18 protein-coding genes are annotated in these 19,106 nt (G+C 59.7%); 10 read left to right on the top strand and 8 right to left on the bottom strand.

The window, feature by feature from the left end:
* Positions 1–33: 33 nt before the first annotated feature.
* Positions 34–1,452, top strand: coding sequence for an O-antigen ligase family protein (locus PL597_RS00555; protein WP_271364379.1), 1,419 nt, complete (start codon positions 34–36; stop codon positions 1,450–1,452).
* A 9-nt stretch (positions 1,453–1,461) separates the two neighbouring features.
* Here the strand turns inward: PL597_RS00555 and greA are convergent, their stop codons facing one another.
* The gene (gene greA, locus PL597_RS00550) at positions 1,462–1,944 is read right to left on the bottom strand and encodes a transcription elongation factor GreA (RefSeq protein ID WP_080795216.1); all 483 of its coding nucleotides are present in this window, start codon (positions 1,942–1,944) and stop codon (positions 1,462–1,464) included.
* Positions 1,945–2,195: 251 nt separating this feature from the next.
* Between greA and PL597_RS00545 the strand changes: the two genes are divergently transcribed.
* Positions 2,196–3,593 (top strand): family 16 glycosylhydrolase, encoded by a 1,398-nt coding sequence (locus PL597_RS00545; protein ID WP_271364378.1) that lies wholly within the window; start codon positions 2,196–2,198, stop codon positions 3,591–3,593.
* A gap of 77 nt (positions 3,594–3,670) precedes the next feature.
* Here the strand turns inward: PL597_RS00545 and PL597_RS00540 are convergent, their stop codons facing one another.
* The 3 genes from PL597_RS00540 to PL597_RS00530 all read right to left on the bottom strand — a co-directional run bounded on the left by PL597_RS00540 (position 3,671) and on the right by PL597_RS00530 (position 5,961).
* A complete protein-coding gene (locus PL597_RS00540; RefSeq protein WP_271364377.1) occupies positions 3,671–4,585 on the bottom strand; it encodes a TIM barrel protein in 915 nt (304 codons plus the stop codon).
* Between the two features lie 422 nt (positions 4,586–5,007).
* Entirely contained in the window at positions 5,008–5,379 is a 372-nt protein-coding gene (locus PL597_RS00535; protein ID WP_271364376.1) for a hypothetical protein, read from the bottom strand.
* 90 nt (positions 5,380–5,469) lie between these two features.
* Positions 5,470–5,961: a hypothetical protein gene (locus PL597_RS00530; protein WP_271364481.1), complete on the bottom strand. Its 492-nt coding sequence runs from the start codon at positions 5,959–5,961 to the stop codon at positions 5,470–5,472.
* 172 nt (positions 5,962–6,133) lie between these two features.
* Here PL597_RS00530 and PL597_RS00525 point away from each other — a divergent pair, with 172 nt between their 5' ends.
* The 7 genes from PL597_RS00525 to PL597_RS00495 all read left to right on the top strand — a co-directional run bounded on the left by PL597_RS00525 (position 6,134) and on the right by PL597_RS00495 (position 12,504).
* Entirely contained in the window at positions 6,134–8,086 is a 1,953-nt protein-coding gene (locus PL597_RS00525) for a BTAD domain-containing putative transcriptional regulator (protein WP_162520347.1), read from the top strand.
* Positions 8,087–8,094: 8 nt separating this feature from the next.
* Complete coding sequence (locus PL597_RS00520; protein WP_077985190.1) at positions 8,095–8,523, top strand: hypothetical protein; 429 nt, start codon at positions 8,095–8,097, stop codon at positions 8,521–8,523.
* 37 nt (positions 8,524–8,560) lie between these two features.
* Positions 8,561–9,760 (top strand): YcaO-like family protein, encoded by a 1,200-nt coding sequence (locus tag PL597_RS00515; protein WP_271364480.1) that lies wholly within the window; start codon positions 8,561–8,563, stop codon positions 9,758–9,760.
* On the top strand, positions 9,757–10,470 hold the full coding sequence (locus tag PL597_RS00510; RefSeq protein ID WP_271364375.1) for a TfuA-like protein: 714 nt from the start codon (positions 9,757–9,759) through the stop codon (positions 10,468–10,470). The genes PL597_RS00515 and PL597_RS00510 overlap by 4 nt, the downstream gene beginning before the upstream one ends.
* Positions 10,467–11,612, top strand: coding sequence for a hypothetical protein (locus tag PL597_RS00505; RefSeq protein ID WP_271364374.1), 1,146 nt, complete (start codon positions 10,467–10,469; stop codon positions 11,610–11,612). Before PL597_RS00510 ends, PL597_RS00505 begins: the two co-directional genes overlap by 4 nt.
* A gap of 126 nt (positions 11,613–11,738) precedes the next feature.
* On the top strand, positions 11,739–12,176 hold the full coding sequence (locus PL597_RS00500; RefSeq protein ID WP_077985193.1) for a helix-turn-helix domain-containing protein: 438 nt from the start codon (positions 11,739–11,741) through the stop codon (positions 12,174–12,176).
* A 94-nt stretch (positions 12,177–12,270) separates the two neighbouring features.
* Positions 12,271–12,504, top strand: coding sequence for a hypothetical protein (locus tag PL597_RS00495; RefSeq protein WP_162520348.1), 234 nt, complete (start codon positions 12,271–12,273; stop codon positions 12,502–12,504).
* A gap of 187 nt (positions 12,505–12,691) precedes the next feature.
* Here PL597_RS00495 and PL597_RS00490 read toward each other — a convergent pair whose 3' ends face one another.
* The 3 genes from PL597_RS00490 to xylF form a co-directional block, all read right to left on the bottom strand.
* Positions 12,692–13,474: an ATP-binding cassette domain-containing protein gene (locus PL597_RS00490; RefSeq protein WP_077985195.1), complete on the bottom strand. Its 783-nt coding sequence runs from the start codon at positions 13,472–13,474 to the stop codon at positions 12,692–12,694.
* 18 nt (positions 13,475–13,492) lie between these two features.
* The gene (locus PL597_RS00485; protein ID WP_077985331.1) at positions 13,493–14,806 is read right to left on the bottom strand and encodes a sugar ABC transporter permease; all 1,314 of its coding nucleotides are present in this window, start codon (positions 14,804–14,806) and stop codon (positions 13,493–13,495) included.
* Positions 14,807–14,987: 181 nt separating this feature from the next.
* Positions 14,988–16,028, bottom strand: coding sequence for a D-xylose ABC transporter substrate-binding protein (xylF, locus tag PL597_RS00480; RefSeq protein WP_077985196.1), 1,041 nt, complete (start codon positions 16,026–16,028; stop codon positions 14,988–14,990).
* 243 nt (positions 16,029–16,271) lie between these two features.
* On the opposite strand from xylF, the gene PL597_RS00475 reads away from it, so the two are divergent.
* On the top strand, positions 16,272–17,504 hold the full coding sequence (locus PL597_RS00475) for an ROK family transcriptional regulator (RefSeq protein ID WP_271364373.1): 1,233 nt from the start codon (positions 16,272–16,274) through the stop codon (positions 17,502–17,504).
* A gap of 19 nt (positions 17,505–17,523) precedes the next feature.
* Here PL597_RS00475 and PL597_RS00470 read toward each other — a convergent pair whose 3' ends face one another.
* On the bottom strand, positions 17,524–19,068 hold the full coding sequence (locus PL597_RS00470) for a glycerol-3-phosphate dehydrogenase (RefSeq protein WP_271364372.1): 1,545 nt from the start codon (positions 19,066–19,068) through the stop codon (positions 17,524–17,526).
* Positions 19,069–19,106 lie beyond the last annotated feature (38 nt).

The following is a 19,106-nucleotide window of genomic DNA, read 5'->3' as shown; positions in this document are numbered from 1 at the left end:
TCGAAATCCGCTCACAAAAGATAGAGACTGCTGATGAGAAGACCAGCAAATCATGCGGCGTCGCGCCAGCCCTCTATACCGGGTTTTATTTTGGCAATGCCGTTTTACCCGTCAAAAACGATCAATATTCCCGGCGTCTGTCTCGCGATATTCGTATTTTCCATCGGTTTCTTCATTCAGTGCAATGTGTTGACCAGCAATCTCGGCCTGCGTTTCCTCAATATTACCGACATGCTGGTGCTGATGACGCTGCCCGTCCTCGCCCTGCTTTACATTCGCTGCCTGACGCTGTCGATTATCCTGTTTTATCTTGTTCCGCTGACGATGCTGTTTGTCCTCACGACGCTGTTTGCCGACGCGCGCGGCGATGGCGAGTTTTATACAACGGCGATGACCTATTTTTATGCCGTCTATTTTCTGTTCTTTGCCTATATGCTGTTCAAGGAAAACCTCCTCGAACTGTTCTGCTGGGGCATATTTGCGGGGTTCATAGCGGTGACGATCCTGCTTTTCCTGGACACCGTCATCCATGACCAGCTCGCCTCGCTCGGATTGTCCTTCATGTTCGATGAGGCAGGCGTCCTGGAGCTTGCGGCGAAAGGTGAAGTGACACCGTTGCTTTTGCGCGTCGAAAAGGCAGGCGGCATCTGGCCCGTCGGCAATACAGCTGGACCGGCCTTCGCGCTGGCCGGAGCAGCCGCGGCCTATGTCGCCGAACGCCACAAACGCCCCGCACTGTTTGCCGTGTTTCTGCTCGTATATCTCGCCAGCTTCACCCTCACGCTCAACCGCTCGGGGGTGTTTGCCGTCCTCGCTATCGGGCTCTATTTCTACGTTCGGAATTTTTCGATCAAAATGCTGCTCAGCACCTATTTCGGGTTTGCCTTGTGCGCGCTCGTCATCGCCGCCGTTTTGCCGCTCGGTGCTTTCGACTTTGCGGAACAGGCCTTTACGAAACGTTTTCTTGAGGACAGCAACAGCAGCAACAATTTGCATGAGCGGTGGGAGACGATCACCGGCGGTTTTCAGGTCATGTTCCAGCATCCTGTGGGCATAGGGTTTACCGCGCGATACGAAGAACTTGCGCGGATATCGAGGATCGGCACACCACATAATGGTTTTATGGCCACCGCCTACGCTTCCGGGTTGGGATTTTGCATCATGAGCGCCTTTGCGCTGGTTTATGTAATTTTCCGAAAACGCAAAATCGGCTTTTTCGCCTATTCAGCAATCGGCGTCATTATTGGCTATCAATTTGAAGAGCTGAATTTCAACCCCGTCTTCATGGCTCATGTGGGGCTTGGGCTTGCCTATACCGCCATTGATCTGGACTTCAGGCTTTTCCTGAGAAACACAATGATGCGGATGCTGGGAACGGCAGACAATGCGCGCAACAGGGGAGAACGAAGCCTCATCAGCGACCCGCCGGGTCTAAGGCCGCCTGTGTTCTGACGGGACGTTTCAGGCCACATCGACGATCTCGATCTCCCTCCCGCCCAAACTGACGAGATCGCCAGCCGCTTTTCCCATCAGCACCCTTGCAACCGGGGAGACATAGGACATCGTTCCCGCAGCGGGATCTGCTTCATCTTCGCCGACGATCCGGAACCGTTGCGTTCGCCCGTCATCGCGGCTGAACGTCACCAGGCTGCCGAAGACGACGACGCCGTCCGCTGGCGGATCAGGCATCAATTGCGCGGTACGGACCCGCTCGGAGAAATATCGCAGATCGCGAAGCGGGCTGGCGGAAATGCGGCGTCTTTCATTGATGTCTTCAATGGCATTAGCCGCCTCACAGGCTTCGCGCGCCAGCCGCAGCTGCTCTTCCAGGGCCTTCAGCCCGGACCGCGTTACCAAATTGGGATGAGGCGAGATTATCCGGTCCGGCAGAACGGTTTCGGCTGCGGTTTCTGCACTGTCTTCCTTGGTAAAGGCTACGCTCAATCCTGACACTCCATTCCCGATATGCCCCAATCCTGCCATCGCTCGCAGGCGCCCGCAAGAGCACGCTGCGCGGGTTCAAAACGGACATGTAACAGGCGCAAGCGGGTCAGGACAACGTGCTCGTTCAACAGCTCAATGCAACCGTAACGGAACATACCCCTCATATTTCGGCCTAACAGGGGGCTTTTTGCCCTGTTAGAGTGTGCAGCAGGAGGAGTGAGACGCCAACGCTAACGGACAGGAGACGGCTCATGGCCCGGACAGTAGTGAATGCGCTTGGAGACACACTCTATTACAGCGGCAACTCCACGGGATTTTTCTCCGCCACGGGTTCCGGCCCGCTGCTCACCGGCACGGCAGGCAATGATTCCATGTGGGGAGACAGTTCCGTCAACGTGACCATGGCCGGCGGCACGGGCGACGATATTTATTATCTCTATTCGAGCATCAATCGCGCCGCCGAAAATGCCGGGGAAGGCATCGACACCATCGATACATGGATGAGTTACACCCTGCCCGACAATTTCGAGAATCTGCGGGTAACGGGTGACGGGCGTTTTGCCTTCGGCAATTCGCTCGACAATATCATTACCGGCGGGTCGGGCAGTCAGACGATCGATGGCGGGGCCGGCAACGACGTGCTGATCGGCGGCGGCGGGGCCGACACCTTTGTTTTCACGAGCGGCAACGGCACCGATCTCATTACCGATTTCAGCGCCAACGACACGATCCGGCTCAATGGCTACGGCATCACATCTTTCGATCAGCTTGTCGGCAGCGCCACACAGCAAGGCGACGACCTGTGGCTCAATTTTTCGAATGGCGAGGCCATCGTTCTTGCTGGAACGACCGTAAACGACCTTCAGGCCGACCAGTTCGAACTCAGCCTCGACCGCTCGTCACTTACCCAGACCTTTGCCGATGAATTCGATACGCTCTCGCTGCGCAGTGGCGATCAGGGTATCTGGGACGCCAAATATTGGTGGGCGCCGGAAAAGGGAAGCTCGCTGACGACGAATGGTGAGGCGCAATGGTATATCAACCCGGCCTATGCCGGCACATCGGAGGTCGATCCTTTCAGCACCGAAAACGGCGTCCTGACCATCACCGCCGAGGAGACCCCGCAGTCGATTGCCGACGAGGTCGAGGGTTATGACTATACCTCGGGGATGCTGAACACCTATTCCTCCTTCAGCCAGACCTATGGTTATTTCGAGATCCGCGCGGATATGCCGACCGACCGGGGCGCCTGGCCTGCCTTCTGGCTGCTGCCCGAAGATGGCTCCTGGCCGCCTGAACTCGATGTCATCGAAATGCGCGGCCAGAACCCCAATACGCTCATCATGTCCGCCCATTCCAACGCCACCGGTGAACAGACCTCGGTGATCAACAATGTCAGCGTACCGAGCACGGACGGGTTTCACACTTATGGCGTGCTGTGGGATGCCGAACACATAACCTGGTATTTCGATGATGTCGCCGTGGCGCAGACGGATACGCCTGACGATATGCATGACCCCATGTACATGGTCGTCAACCTTGCCGTCGGTGGCACGGCGGGAACGCCATCGGCAGCCGATTTCAGCGACGGCTCGCAGATGATGATCGATTACATCAGGGCCTATTCGCTCTCGGACTGGGCCGCATAAATTAAAACACCGGCAGTCGCATCGGGACTGCCGGCGTTTCAAACATCAGCCTCTCGGCTCACGCCTTGTCAGGCCCATCACTCGGCCGCGAGCTGGGTGCGGGCGGCGTTCAGCGAAATCAGATGCCGCGCCGTTTCAAGGCTTGCCGGCTGCTCGGCGCGATAGCGGCGACCGATTTCCATCATCAGCACAGTATCTGGCAGGAAGGAAAGTTCCGAGAAGATGTGCTGCCAGTCGATATCGCCCCAGCCGAGCGGCATGTGCAGATCGCCGATGCCGAGCGCTGTGTTTTCCTGAGGAAAATAGGGCTGATAGAAGCCCTGCGGGCGGCCGAAGGAATCATGCACATGCAGATGGCCGGCAACCGGCGCCATGGCGCGAAGTTCATCGCGGAAATCGAGGCCACGATAGGTGGATTCGAGATAGGCATGGCTGAAGTCGATCAGCGCTACGAGATTGTCGTGCCCGACAGCCTTCACGGTTGCGGCCACCTCGGCCGGCGTCTGGCGATATTGGCCGGGCTCGGTGGAGAAGATGTTCTCGAGTGCGATGCGCACGCCATAGGGCCTGCAAAATTCAGCCAGTTCGAAAAGCGCGTCCCGCTCGCGGCTGTCGGCATCGGCCCGTTCGGCGATCTGGTCGGCACGCAGCGCGCCGCCATGCTGGACGAGAATGCCCGCACCGATACGGTCGCATAGAACGGCAAGCGCCTTGGCCGCGTCGATCTGGTAACGGCATGTCACCGGATCCATGAAATTCGAAGAGACGAGACCGTGCACGGTGTAACGGAAGTCGAACCGCTTCGCGAGCGCTACGAAACGGTCGGCGCGCTCCTCGATGAGCTGGCCGCCGGCGATCATGTCGAGGCTTGTTGCGGCGATTTCCACGGTATCGCAGCCGATTTCGGCAAGCGCGCGCAGATCGTGTTCGAGGGTGGCCAGTTCGCCATCATCCGAGTGGGCGTTGAAGCCGGTACCTATAAGATTGCTCACGTCGTCATCTCCAGGGTTAAAAAGGTCATGGGAGCTCGGGCGCCGTGCATGCGACGCCACTTCCAGCAGGTCCGGGCGGCCGATATTGGCGTCGTCTATCCCGGGCGGTGCGATATCGTAAGAAAGTCCAGGGTCGCCGCCGTTGTGTTGGAAAGCGAACGGGACATTGTGATCCGTTTCCGTTGAAACCGATCCCTCAATTAAGTTTCTTCATTTACAGCTTTATGACATTTCCGCTGGCAAACAGCAGGGAGCGCACGCCGCGCCTGGACAAGCGGCGGCATCATGAAGACTTGCGGGGGAAATTGTCGCAAGGTCTGGTTTCGGACGCTCGGGTCCGCTCAAAATCGGATTGGTCGCAAATTGCGGCGATGGGTTTTCGCACCGGCGGGTTAAAGCTGCATGTATTCGGGCGGAAGGCGCTAACCGAGATTGTACACCATGAAATAAATCAGCCAGCAATGCGCAATGGCCAATATCGCCCAGGCCCATTTGGCGGCCCTGATATCGGCATCGACGATCCTGTTTCGAATCTCGGCCCTGCCCGACGCCTCGTCTCCGGCTCGATCGTCCACGACGACAGATGAAGATAATGTTTGCGAAACAGGTTCGCCGACAACGTAGAGCCTGTCGCCGCGCGGACGCGAATTATCCCCGACGCTCTCCGCATCGGAAAGCGTATCGTCGCGGGAAACGCAATTCACCGCCACAAGCTGCGATGATACCCCCCTGTTACGCACTTTACCTCTATTGGGCATCATAATCTTCCACACAATAAAAATAAAAATATTCACGAGTTACTTCCGGTAAAGCTGCGCTTTACCGGACATGCCGCGATAAGCGCGTCCATGCTTCCCCCGCCGACCCAAAGGCCGCCCCCGTCATCAGGCTACCGGGACCCCCGGCAGATCACGCCTGCCCGCATAAGGTTTCGCCTCCCGCTGGATCAGGAAAACGGATTTTTCCACCGGCAGCGGCTCGATTGTCCGGTAGCGCTGAAATCGCCTGGAATATTCGAATCGGATGAACCTGTCGTCGAACTTCCCCGCCAGAACGCGATAACCGTTGACGAATTCATTGAGGATTTCCAGTTCCTCTCCCCACACCCAGCCGCCGTAGGACGTCCCCTCATTCGAACGCAGCACAATCTCGAAAAAGTGCCCGCCCGCCACCAGCGGCATGCGAAAGAGAATATCGAGATTATCCTCGTCCTCGTCGTCACCCTTTTCCGCAGACAGCCTGGCATGCGCGACCTTCGCATGGACGAGCGCCGATACCGGATAGAACGGACGACCCTTGAACCACATGAATTCACTGACCGCATATCCGACATCGTCGGCACGCTGGTAAGGCTCGATACGCGGCTCGAAGGCCATGTAGCTTCCGTTGAACGCTATCACTGTCGAAAATTCCCGATGCCTGCCCGTCGCATGTCCGCTGTTTTCCACCCGTCATTCATGCTTCTGTCTGCGACAATACCCAAGCCGCGTCACACCAGCGTCAAATGGAACGCTATGATGACTTTCAATTTCCCGGACACGTTGTTAGATGATGGTTCATGAGGGGACGAAAGTGGCTGGGAACGCTGAACTGATACCGATCCGGCTTTTTGGCACCCCGCGCTGTGATGCGGTGCGGGAGGCATTTTTTCCGTCCAAGGGCTTCGCGCTGACCGCCGCCCTCATCCTTGCGCCGAACCAGTCCCTTTCCCGCCAGTACGCCGCATCGCTGCTGTGGGAAAATGTCGAGCAGAAGAGGGCTCTCGGCAATTTGCGGCAGTTGATTTTGCGCCTGCAGAAACTGCCCAATGAGGACGACGCCATCCTTCTGACCGAAGGAAACGACCTGAAGGCCGGCAGGCTGGCGCAGCGCACCGACCTTGCCCTCTTCCTTGCCGGCGCAAGGGCCGAAGACCCGATGCGGCGGCTCAATGCGCTGCTGGAATTCGGCGGCGAGTTGCTGGAGGGGCTGGAGGCCGGGCAGGACCATCTCTATCTCTGGCTGCTTTCTGAGCGCCGCCGCCTCAGGGACCTGTTCTTTTCGAGCTATACCCAGCTTCTGGAGGAATTGACGCGGTTTGGCCGCGCCAGTTCGAACGACATCTCCAGGCTTGCCGAATGCGCTTGCAAGCTCGAACCGGAACGCGAAGAAACCTACCGCGCCGCCATGGCGGCCTATGCGCGGATCGGAAATATCAGCGCCTGTGAGGGCATGCACCAGCTTCTGATGGAGCAGCTTCGTCAGGAAGGTCGTTCCCCGGAAGCGGAAACCGTGGCGCTGCGACGGCGAATACAAAGCCTGGCCGCCACGATAGCGGCCCCCGCCGAGGCGGAAGAGGGCATTCGCCGGAAATCCCAGACGAAACCGCGCATCGCATTCGTTCGTCCGGCAAGGGTCGACGGGCAGCCGGTCTCGCCGGTCATGCAGGCCTTTGTCGAGGATGTCGCCAACAGCCTTGTCCGATACCGCACCTTCACCGTGCTTTCGCCGCACAGCACCTTTGCACTGGCGCATGACCGGGCCGATGACGGCTACGCCATGCTGCGGGCGGATTACCGCATCATTTCGACCGTGTTCGACGAAACCCGCATGTCGGTTGCGCTGATCGAGGACGCCAGCGGTGAAATCGTCTGGTCGCTGGAGGCGGTTCTGACCGAACGACATATTCACGCCGCTTTCCGCCTGCTCTCCAAACAGGTGGCCGCAGCGCTTGCCCGCGAAATCGAGCGGCTTCAGGTGGAGCCCGACCGCAACCACAGCGGCGAGGCCTACCGGCAATTGCTGGAGGGCCAGCAGCTTCTGCGCGGCAAATGCGATCTGCCGCTTCTCAGAAGAGCCCGCTCGATGTTCCGCAAGGCGGTCGATCTCGACCACGGCATGGCGGTTGCCCGCGCCCGCGTGGCGCAGAGCCTGCAACTGGAATGGCTGATGCTGGGCGGCAACGACCCCCATCTCCTGCATCGCGCCAAGGCGGAAGCAGACTCCTCCGTCGAAATCGACCCCGCCCTTGGGGTGGGCCACTGGATGTGCGCGGTGGTGGCGCTCTACCAGCGGGATTTCGATGTCTCAGCCGAAAAATTCTTCGAGGCGGAGGCGTTGGCGCCCAACTCGGCGGACCTCCTGCTCCAGCATGCCGACGCGCTTGCTCATTTCGGCGATGCGGAAATCGCCTGGGAGAAATTTCAGCAGGCCATCGATCTCAATCCTCTGGCGCCCGACATCTACTGGTGGGCCGGCGCCAGCATCGCGTTCAAGCGCGAGGATTACGGCACGGCGGTGGAACTGTGCGGGCGGATGGAAAATGACGAGCCTGCGTTGCGCGTCCTGACCGCAAGCCACGCCCTGCATGGCGATCTGGCCGCCGCTCTGGAAACCGGCAACAGGCTTCAGGAAAACTATCCGGGTATGACGGCGAGGGAGATCAGCAGTCTGTCTCCGGACCGGGACCCGGTAGCGAATGAAAAATTCTATCACGCACTTCGATTAGCTGGGATTAAATAGGAGATATTATGTCCTCGCATTTCTTCATTGTCGGAAAAAAGGGTTTTGGCGTTCTCTTCATTCGCACGGCGCCGCTTCGGGTTGCGTCCGTCTCGCATGAGACGATTGCCGCGTATGAAACCAGCCATCCGGGCGTGGATGGCTATGCCCGTGTGGCCGCGGCCGCAAAGTCCATGCTCGTTCGCCAGGACGGCCAGCCGGAAGCGGAACTGGATCAGGTGCAGATCCAGGGCATCGAAGCCCTCGTCGCCGGCGGCGCCGTGGTTTCCGAAGCAGATTTCGCCTTTATCGGCGAAGTGGTCGACGCCGGCTGGGATTTCAACCGCATGGTGCAGGCGCCGATCGAAGCGGCCCTGAAGGCTGTCGGCCCGGCCGGCGCCGTCACCGGCGAACTGTTCGACGCGATTCTTGCCGACGACAGCAACACCGCGCCCTGATCGCGGTCGCGCAGCCTTGGCCCGCGCCGATGCTCCCATATCAGCGACAGCGGCTTCAAGGCATGCCGACGCTTCGTTCTTCGATCCCGGACTGCTTCGGCGGTTCGGGATTACCCGTGTCGGTGATGTGACCGGTCTCGATATTATCGGTATTCCCGTCTGGTTCGCGGCCCGGCCCAATTCGCGCGGGCTGTCGGTCTCGCAGGGCAAGGGGCTTGTCGCGGAACAGGCCCGGCTATCGGCGATCATGGAAGCGATCGAAGGTGCAGTTGCCGAAGAAACCCGCAAACATATCGCCGCCTTCAGCTCCGTTCAGCAGATGCGGGAGAAGGAAACTCCCATCATTCCCTTCGAAACCGTCGGCAGAGTTGATTGCGACGCGCTCGATCCGAGAAAAGAACGCGCCTGGGTGAAGGGAACGTCCATTCGCCGGCAACAGGAGGTTTTTGCGCCTTACGAACTTGTCGGCATGGATTTCCGCGTGGATTTCCCATGGGACCGGCGGGCCTTCCGCATGAGTTCGCAAGGGCTCGCGGCCGGGTTCAACCATGACCATGCGGTTCTCCATGCCCTGCTCGAACTCATTGAAAACGACGCCTGCTTTCTCGTCGACACTTTCGAGACGCGCGCCGTCGCACCGCAGCCGATCCTCATTCCGGCCGGCGTCGATCCTTCGTTTGACCGTCTTGTCCAACATCTGTCGGACATCGGCCTGCCGCCGTCCTTCTTCGACCTGACGAATGGGCTTGGCGTGCCGGTGGCGATGGCGAGCCTGCCCCGGTCGCTGCAGGCGCAGGATGGGCCTGCCACCCGCAGCGCCGCGGGGGCCGGTTGCCGGCCTGATATTCATGGCGCTGCGATTGCAGCGCTGCTGGAGGCGATCCAGTCGCGATTGACCGATATCAGTGGCACGAGGGACGATCTTTCTCCTCTCCGCTACCAGCGGGATATGGTTGCGGCCGGGTCTTCGGCCGCCGGCGTGCAGCCGATGGAAAGGGCGTCGGCCAATCTCGATTTTATACATGACGCCGCCTCTTCGCCGCCATGGCGTCAACTTGCGACGCACCTGTTCGCCGGCGGCATTGAGGATATCTATGTCTTTCCACTGGAAACGGAGGTATCCGGCCTGCATGTGGTGCGGGTTCTGGCAAGCGGCCTTGCCCCGGCCGGCGGCGGCCTGCAACACATCTCGCAGCGCACTCTCGATCGCATGCTGACTGTCGGGGGCCTCGAATGAAGCCGGTGGTTTTTGCAGGCCCGTCCATCCACGGCATCGCAGGCGAATATACTGCCGGTCTCGATCTTTGCGGTCCGGCCGCCTGCGGCGATATTTTCGATGCGGTTCGGCACGGTGTCGGCACAATCGGACTGATAGACGGGCTTTACGGCGATTGCGCCGCCGTCTGGCACAAGGAAATCCTCTATGCGCTTTCGAACGGCGTTACCGTTATCGGCGCTGCCAGCATGGGTGCGCTCAGGGCGGCGGAATGCGCCCCCTTCGGCATGATCGGCATCGGCGAGATTTTCGAGGCTTATCGGGATGGGCGGCGTGTTTCCGATGCCGATGTGGCGGTGAGCCACGCGCCGGGTGCGCTCGATTACCGCCCGCTGACGGTTGCGCTGGTAGACGCCGAGGCGACGCTTGCGGCCTGCCGCGAGACGCTCACCCCGGAGCAATCTGGCGCGCTCGCGCGTGCCGCCAGCAACCTGCATTTTGCCGGCAGGACATGGCGCTCCATCGCTGCCGAAGCCGGTCTCGGCACCGCGACGGCAGATTTGCTCGCGGCCAATGCGGTTTCCGTCAAGAGAAACGATGCGACGAGGCTTCTGGCAATGCTCACGGGAGAAACATTGCCATCGCCACCGTCGCCATCATGGAAACTCCAGAATACGATGTTTTTCCAGCAATTGGCGGCAAGGCGGCCGGCAGGGAACAAAACGTCTTGAGCGCCATCCAGCCCTTGTCTCTGATCCCCGATTGCGGCGGGCTGATCCGCACGATTGCGCTCGCACTGCCCGCCTCTTTATTGGCGAAAAACAGGACCGCTGACTGTGTTTCACCGCTCATTCCGATCGGAAACCTGCTCTCGGCCCTGCCTGTAGATATCACCGCCGTTATCGTGATTGATCACGCCTGTCTCCAGTCGGCACGAGCCTGGCTCGGCAGCCTGCCAACACGCTGCAGCACGAATCTGATACCCCTTGCCGGAAACGACAGTATTTCCCATCCATGGATACAGGACATGTTCCATGTACGTGCGGCGGATATTACGGCGGAATTCGTGCTGTTGGCAGAGAATGCCGTCGGCGCCAGCCTCGCCGAATATATGGGAGCGGCGACAACCCATTCCGATGTCGCCCTGGCAGGGGGCAACCAGCTCGTCGGCCCGGATTTTCGGCTGGTGGGCCATTCCAGCCTACGGGATGACAGGGGAATCGGAAGGAATGCGCCCATCCCTTCGCAGCGGTTGCGAAAGATTGAGGCTCTCGACGGCAGCAGCATTTTCAGTTTCGGATATCGGCCGGGCGATCTCGGTCAAATTCCGGCTTCTTCCGATTTTTCCGCGATGGAAACATGCGGAGCGGAGGTTGCCGATAAAAAAATGCACCAATGCGGCTTTCACGTTGACCAGTTCGTTTCCGTCACCGGTCTGAGAAGCGGCGGCCGGCCGCTATTGCTCCTCGCCGACCCCCTCGCCCATGGCGGATGCGATGCCCGCGCCGCAACGGAGCTTAAACGAAAACTGGACGCCTCGGCGCTTTGGCTCGCGCGGCAGGGCTTTGCGATCGAGCGCAATCCCATCCCGATTTCGCCGGCCATCGACACCAACAAATGCCTGCCCAGACTTTACAACAATGTGTTTCTTGAAAATGTCATACGTTCCGGTCAGGAACGGCCATTCGTCTGGATTCCGCATTTTGGCGATACCGAACCGCTTGAGGAATTCGATGCAATGAACCGAAGAATTTGGGATGGATTCGGCTTTCAAACCATCGGCGTGAGCGGATGGAGCCACCTTTCCAGCCGCAACGGTGCGTTGCGTTGTGCGACAAAAATAATAAATCGCGGCCCGGACACGCGATTATGAACAAAAAACCGTGCAATTTTGTCAATAAAGCTTCATAATACCCGTGGAAATTGTGTTGAATGTATACCTTCAACAATATTAATTGATAATCATCGGATTTAAGAACCTCAAGCGGAGGAATTTGTAATGCACGCCAAACTACCCAGCCCGATCGACGTCCATGTCGGCGCACAAATCAGAATGCGCCGCAAGTCGCTCGGCATGAGCCAGAGTGCGCTGGCCGGGCGATTGGGCATCACCTTCCAGCAGGTCCAGAAGTATGAAAAGGGCGCCAATCGTGTCGGTGCGTCCCGTCTGCAGGCCATCGCGTCGATTCTCGGCGTTGAGGTCAGTTCCCTGTTCGCCAACGCCACGCCCGATGGCGATCCGGCCAACCCGGCTCTTGGTACGATCAATGCCATGCAGACCTTCGTGGCCTCGAATGAAGGCTTTTCGCTCAACCAGGCCTTTTCGCGTATCAAGAGCGCCGCCGTGCGCAGAAGCATCGTCGCTCTCGTGACATCGCTTGCCGCCACTGAAGCGGCGGAAAACGCCGCCGCGCCGGCGGACAAAAACGGCGATTGACACAGGTGTGACGCTCGCGTGACGCTCGATGTGGTCGAAAATGAACAACGCAACATCATCGCGTTTTCATAGTGTCGACTGTCGAGAGGGAATCATGGCGGCGTCTACCACGGCTATACTTGAACAGGACAATGCGGACGAGATTCTGGCGCTCGGGCGGATGGTTTCCTATCTCTGCCAGCGCTCGAAATCTCTGGAACTGGGCATGTCGACCTATTTCCTGGAAATGGCGCTGTTGTCGCTGGCGCAGGACATAAATCAGCATGGCTTGCCGAACGCAGCTGCAGAGATGAACGGCAGCGGTTTGGCACACGCCGAACTACATTGAACAACCGCATTTAAAAGACCGCGTCTGCAATTGCGCAGAGCTGCAGACATTTTTCGTCTGCGGTTCCGGCTGGGCTGAAACACACCGGACGCACCTATTTTATAAAATTTGTTCCTAGCGTTTGTCGAGGCCCGGTTTTTACCGGGCCTCGATTTATATCAAAGGTAAAGACTGGCAAATCCTGTTGTCAGACGACGACGGCGCCCGGACCCGCCACTGCGCCCGGCGGCACCTTGCCCAGAATGATCATGCCGAGAACCTCATCCTTGGTGACATCCTCGGTCCGCGCGTGGCCGACCACTCTGCCGTTCTTCATCACGAAGACCCTGTCGGCCAGATCGAAAACGTCGTGAATATCGTGGCTGATGAGGAAGATGCCGATGCCCTGCCGTTTCAGCTCCTTGACGAGATCGCCCACCTGCGCCGTTTCCTGCGGCCCGAGTGCGGCCGTCGGCTCGTCCATGATGAGGATTCGGGCATCGAACAGAATGGCGCGGGCGATGGCGACGGATTGCCGCTGGCCGCCCGACAACGCCTTCACCGGCTCCTTGAACCGCCGGAAATTGGGGTTGAGCCGCCCCATCACCTCGCGGGCCGAGGCTTCCATGGCGACATCATCGAGCGTGCCCCATTTCGTCTTCAGCTCGCGGCCGAGATAAAGATTGGCCGCCGCATCGACATTATCCGCCACCGCCAGCGTCTGGTAGATGGTCTCGATACCGTATTTCTTGGCGTCGCGGGGATTGCGGATATCGGCATCCTCGCCATTGATGAGAATATCGCCGCCATCGCGCCGGTATGCGCCGGAGAGTATCTTGATAAGGGTCGATTTGCCCGCGCCGTTGTGGCCGAGAAGGGCGACCACCTCACCGGGGAAAAGATCGACAGAGGCGTTTTCCACCGCATGGATACCGCCGAAGGAAATGGAAATATTGCGCATTTCCACGAGGGGCGTGACTTGGTCCGTCATAGGAGTTCTCCTCGGTTCTTACTTGGCGCGGGCGCGGTAGATGGTGTCGAGCCAGACGGCGACGACCAGGACCACACCGACAACGATACGCTGGAAGGGCGTATCGATGCCCACCAGTACCATGCCGGATTGCAGCGACTGCATGACGAGCGCGCCGAGCATCGCGCCCGCTACGGTTCCGACACCGCCGGCAAGCGAGGTGCCGCCGATGACGGCCGCCGCGATGGTGTAGAGCTCGTCCAGCTCGCCCTGGGCATTGGTGGCCGCGTTGAGGCGGGCGGTCGAGATGGCCGCGGCGATGGCGCACAGAACGCCCATCAGCGTGAAGATTTTCACCGTCACCCAGCGGGTCTTGATACCGGCGAGTTCGGCTGCTTCCGGATTGCCGCCGATGGCGAAGACATAACGTCCGAAACGCAACCTTGTGGCGATGAAGGTCATGACCGCACCGACGGCAAGCGCCATCAGTACCGGAATGGCGATACCGTGCGAAATGAACAGGCCGCCTTCAGGCCAGGCGATGCCATTGGCATCGGCATAGTTGCGGGCGATGTTGATTGGCCATGGATAGCTGTTGACCACCGCCACGAAACCGATGACGACGACGCAGCCGAGAGCTGCCAGAAAATATTCCGCCCAGACGGGCCGCAGCGGAAAACCGAAGCGGCGGCGTTGGTGGCGGGAATTGAGGATTGCCGCGATGATGGCGACGCAGGCTATGATGGCAGCGATCCAGCTCCATGTCGCGCCAATCGAGCCGCTGGTGCCGCCGCCCATCAGGCGGAAGGTGGAATCCATCGGCGCCACGGTGCGGCCGCTGGTGATGAACCATGTGCCGCCGCGCCAGACCAGCAGGCCGCCAAGCGTAACGATGAAGGACGGCACGTTCAGGAAAGCGATGATGGAGCCCTGCAGCATGCCGATGGCGCCGCCGACGAGAATCCCGACCAGAAGCGTGACGATCCAGGTTGCCCAATGTTCGAAACCGAGGATTTGCGGCAGGATTTCCGCCTGTGTGACGCCCATGATCATGCCGGAGAAACCGAGGATCGACCCGACCGACAGGTCGATATTGCGGGTGACGATAACGAGCACCATGCCGGTCGCCATGACAGCCACGGACGCGGTCTGCACGGAAAGGTTCCAGAGGTTTCGCGGCGTCAGAAACAATCCGCCCGACAGGATATGAAATCCGATCCAGATCAGAAGAAGTGCACCCACCATGCCGAGCAGCCTGGTATCCAGCTCGGTGGCGTTGATGAAGCGCGTTATCGAGCCTGCTTTTTCCGTCTTTTGCGACGTTGTGGAATTGGATTGGGTCGTATCGGCCATGAACTGCCGGTGCTCCTTACATCTTAGACCGTTTTCGTTTTTCCCTGAATCGCGAAAACGCTCCAACGCTTTTTTCTGGCGCATCTCCGGACGGAAAACCGGGGCCCACTTTTCCTGGAAATGCTCTAAAAGGCGCTGCGCCATGAGCCATGGCGCAGCGCCCGAACCGGGACGTATTCGATCAATCGCAGGCTTTGACGGTTCCGGCCTTCACACCCTGGCAGGCCGTTTCCTTTTTGATCCAGCCGGCATCGATGACGACGTTCAGATTGTCCTTGGTGATGGCGATCGGCTTCAGGAAGACCGACTGCATCGTGACCTTCTTCGGGCCGCCGTCAAAGGCCGTGACGCCCTTGATCTCCGTCATCTTCTTGCCGCCGGCCAATTCCAGCGCGATGCCTGCCGCTTCCTTGCCGAGTTCACGGCTGTCCTTCCAGACCGAGACCGTCTGCGTGCCGAGCGCGACGCGGTTCAGTGCGGCGAAATCGGCATCCTGACCGGAAACGGGAACCGAACCGGCCATGCCCTGCGCGGCGAGAGCGGCGATTGCACCGCCGGCTGTGCCATCGTTCGAGGCGACGACCGCATCGACCTTGTTGTTATTCTTGGTCAGGAACTGTTCCATGTTCTTCTGGGCATTTTCCGGCTTCCAGCCATCGGTATAGGCTTCGCCGACATTCTTGATCTTGCCGCCGTCAATGGCAGCCTTCAGCACTTCCTGCTGACCGGCGAACAGGAAGTCCGCATTCGGATCGGAAGAAGAGCCCTTGATGAAGACGTAATTGCCTTCGGGCTTCACCTTGAAGACTTCGGCAGCCTGAAGACGTCCGACTTCCTTGTTATCGAAGGTAATGTAGAAGGCGTTCTGGTTTTCGATCAAGCGGTCGTAACCCACGACCGGAATGCCTTCGGCAACGGCCTTTTCAACAGCCGGGCCAATCGCGTCGCTGTCCTGCGCCAGGATGATCAGCGCGTTGGCGCCCTGCGCGATCAGCGATTCCACGTCGGTCAGCTGCTTTGCGGCGGATGATTGCGCGTCGGCGGAGATGTATTTCGCGCCGGCCTTGTCAAGCGCCGCCTTGATGGCCGCCTCATCCGTTTTCCAGCGTTCTTCCTGGAAATTCGACCAGGAAACGCCGACGACGAGATCGGCCGCGATAGCCGCGGTATGCAGGGAAACGAGTACGGCTGTACCCGCCAAAAGCTTGGCAAAAGAATTCATGATGTCCTCCCGGTAAGGGCGACGCCCCACACCTCCATGCAGGAAAATCGCCCGGAAAAAGCTGCCGGTCTCTGTGGTTTCACAATTTTCTCGACAGTCGAGAAAATTAATGTCAGAGATTCCCCATGCTGTCAACAACGGCTGCGGGCAGCATCCGGGTGCCTTGATCTTCGCTTTGGCATGCGCCATCAGAGCAGATCAGCACAACAGGAAAAAGGCCGTTCAGGGAGCATGCCCCAGCCCATGTCCGCCATTGCAAGTACGGAACTGGTGCGCCAGAAAAACAGCCTGTCGGTGATGGCGGCGCTGCGCCTGCACGGCAGCCTTTCCCATACCGACATGTCGTCTTCCACCGGGCTTGCCTCCGCAACCGTGTCCGCCATCACCACCGAGCTTGAGCGGGCCGGTCTCATCCTGCGAAAAGAGCAGCTCGCCGCCGCCGGCCGCGGCCGGCCTCGCATTCTCTTCGGCCCGCGCGGCGCTTTCTGCCATGTCGCCATCATCATCATCTCTTCCGAAAGCGTGCAATATTCGCTGGTCGATTATGCCGGCAAGCTGGTGGACCGTTTCACCGAACAAAGGATTGCCGCTGAAAAAGGTACATTCGGCGGCGCGATCCTCGCCGGTCTCGCAAGACTTGCCGATCGCTCACGCATTGACCGGCACGATATCCTCCAGGTCTCGATCAGCAGCAAGGGGCTGGTGGATACGGCCACGGCAACACTCGTCTGGTCGCCGGTTCTCGGTGACGAAAGGATTGATTTCCAGCGGCTGGTATCCGGGGACGGCCGCATTCGCGTGACGCTGAACAACGAAACGCTGCTGGCCGCAAAAGCCATCTGGATGCGGGAGCAGGCAAAAGAAAACCCGGCGCCGGAGGCCCTCGTCACCCTCTCCCTCGGCCACAGCATCGGCCTTGGCATCGCCCGCGCGGCGCGCGGCGCAATCGAGGTCAGCGCCCCCAATTTCGGCCATATGCTGCATCTGGCCGACGGCGCGCTGTGCCGTTGCGGCACCAAAGGCTGCATTGAGGCCTATTCCGGGTTTTACGCCATACTGCGTTCTGCTTTCGAAGCCCCGCCGCAGGCGGAACCGGCGAAATTCGTGCCGATTGCGGAGGTGGACAAGATCGCCGCCTCGGCCCGCACCGGCGCCCGCATGGCGCGGTTCGCCTTTCGCACCGCCGGACTTGCGCTCGGCAACGGTCTTTCACGCCTCTTCAGTCTGCATGGCCATATGCCGGTTTTCATCACCGGCCCGGGCACCCGCTATTTCGATCTTCTGGAAAGCGGCCTGCGCGACGGTCTGGCGCAATCGCAGGCGGTGCGTTTCGGCGGCATGCCGAAAATTGCCATAGCGCCCAACGAACCGGAACTGGTGTTTGAAGGGCATATGGAACACGCGCTTTCAGCCGCAGACGACTACATCCTGAGCGCCGACGGCCCGGAGAGACCGGTGAAGAGTTCAGGGAGCTGACAGGGCGGCTGGCGGATTTTCAGGCGCGCTCCGCCACGGCTTCGGCCTTTTGCTCGCCGCCCGTCAGCATGGCCACGAATTCATCGAGACCGGCAGCCTCTTCCTTGCTCAGGCGCAGGCCCTGTTTCGTGCGTCGCCAGAGAATGTCCTCGGCCGCGGAGGCCCATTCGTGTTCAACCAGCCAGCGCACCTCGCATTCATAAAGCGTGCCGCCAAAATGCCGGCCGAGGCCGGAGACATCGGTGGCGCCTCCCAACAGTTCTGCAGCCTTCGTACCGTAGTTTCTGACAAGCCGCTCGGCATGGCGTCCATCAAGGAAAGGGTATCGGGAGACGAGCGCCCGAACCTGCGCCTCATATCTCTCAGCGCCGAAATCGCCACCCGGCAGGTGGGAGCCCGCCGTCCACGGCTTGCCCTTTTCGCCAATTGCCGCGCCGATCTTTTCCAGCGCATGTTCCGCCAGCCGCCGATAGGTGGTGAGCTTGCCGCCGAAAATATTGAGGAGTGGAGCTTCACCCTCGGCCTCTTCAACCTTCAGCACGTAATCGCGTGTGGCTTCCTGCGCTTTCGAAGCGCCGTCATCAAAGAGCGGCCGTACGCCGGAATAAGTCCAGACAATGTCTTCCGGCCGAACGGGTTCGCTGAAATAGTCGCTGGCCGCGTTGCAGAGATAGGAAATTTCGTCTTCGGAAATGCGAACCCTGGCCGGATCGCCCTTGTAGTCGCGATCCGTGGTGCCAATCAGCGTGAAATCGCGCTCATAGGGAATGGCGAAGATGATGCGGTTATCAGGGTTCTGGAAGAAATAGGCGCGCGGATCGGAAAACTTCTTGCGCACAACGATGTGGCTGCCCTGCACGAGCCGGACATTGTGCACGTCGTTGCGCCCGAAGACGCCGGAAAGCACAGTATCCACCCAGGGACCGGCAGCATTGACCAGCATGCGCGCTTTATGCGTGGCCGAACGACCGGTTTTTTCGTCCAGCGTCTCGATGAGCCACAGCCCGCCTTCGCGCCGTGCGGAAACGACGCGCGTGCGGTTCATGATGGTCGCGCCGCGATCCGCCGCATCGCGTGCGTTGAGAACCACGAAGCGGGCATCATCCACCCAGCCGTCGGAATATTCGAAAGCCCTGGCGAAAGCCGGTTTCAGAGGCTTGCCCGCCGGGTCCTTGCGAAGATCGAGCGTGCCGGTCGCCGGCAAAAGTTTGCGGCCGCCGAGATTGTCATAAAGAAACAGGCCGAGCCGGACCATCCAGGCCGGGCGCACGCCGCCTTTCTGGATTGGCAGGACGAAACGCATGGGCCAGATGACATGTGGGGCCATGGCCCAGAGGATTTCCCGCTCCATCAGCGCTTCGCGGACGAGGCGAAACTCGTAATGTTCGAGATAACGCAAACCGCCATGGATGAGCTTGGTGGCCGCGGAAGACGTGCCGGAAGCGAAATCGCCCTTTTCCGCAAGCGCCACGGAATAGCCCCTGCCCACGGCATCGCGGGCAATGCCGCAGCCATTGATGCCGCCACCGATGACAAAAAGATCGAAAATATTCTCGCCGGACATAGAGCCTCCACGACAGCGTCGGGGGGACCTCGTCCCCA

Origin of the sequence: Agrobacterium sp. ST15.13.013, from assembly GCF_027956525.1 — a bacterium.
GTDB lineage: Bacteria > Pseudomonadota > Alphaproteobacteria > Rhizobiales > Rhizobiaceae > Agrobacterium > Agrobacterium salinitolerans.
This window is presented reverse-complemented; position numbering and strand designations above follow the sequence as displayed.

Bases quoted from the DNA above. Each gene is read 5' to 3' on its own strand.
- PL597_RS00555 (WP_271364379.1), top strand. From the start codon at position 34: ATGAGAAGACCAGCAAATCATGCGGCGTCGCGCCAGCCCTCTATACCG.
- PL597_RS00545 (WP_271364378.1), top strand. From the start codon at position 2,196: ATGGCCCGGACAGTAGTGAATGCGCTTGGAGACACACTCTATTACAGC.
- PL597_RS00530 (WP_271364481.1), bottom strand. From the start codon at position 5,961: ATGGCCTTCGAGCCGCGTATCGAGCCTTACCAGCGTGCCGACGATGTC.
- PL597_RS00525 (WP_162520347.1), top strand. From the start codon at position 6,134: ATGATGGTTCATGAGGGGACGAAAGTGGCTGGGAACGCTGAACTGATA.
- PL597_RS00520 (WP_077985190.1), top strand. From the start codon at position 8,095: ATGTCCTCGCATTTCTTCATTGTCGGAAAAAAGGGTTTTGGCGTTCTC.
- PL597_RS00510 (WP_271364375.1), top strand. From the start codon at position 9,757: ATGAAGCCGGTGGTTTTTGCAGGCCCGTCCATCCACGGCATCGCAGGC.
- PL597_RS00500 (WP_077985193.1), top strand. From the start codon at position 11,739: ATGCACGCCAAACTACCCAGCCCGATCGACGTCCATGTCGGCGCACAA.
- PL597_RS00495 (WP_162520348.1), top strand. From the start codon at position 12,271: ATGGCGGCGTCTACCACGGCTATACTTGAACAGGACAATGCGGACGAG.
- PL597_RS00490 (WP_077985195.1), bottom strand. From the start codon at position 13,474: ATGACGGACCAAGTCACGCCCCTCGTGGAAATGCGCAATATTTCCATT.
- PL597_RS00485 (WP_077985331.1), bottom strand. From the start codon at position 14,806: ATGGCCGATACGACCCAATCCAATTCCACAACGTCGCAAAAGACGGAA.
- xylF (WP_077985196.1), bottom strand. From the start codon at position 16,028: ATGAATTCTTTTGCCAAGCTTTTGGCGGGTACAGCCGTACTCGTTTCC.
- PL597_RS00475 (WP_271364373.1), top strand. From the start codon at position 16,272: ATGTCCGCCATTGCAAGTACGGAACTGGTGCGCCAGAAAAACAGCCTG.
- PL597_RS00470 (WP_271364372.1), bottom strand. From the start codon at position 19,068: ATGTCCGGCGAGAATATTTTCGATCTTTTTGTCATCGGTGGCGGCATC.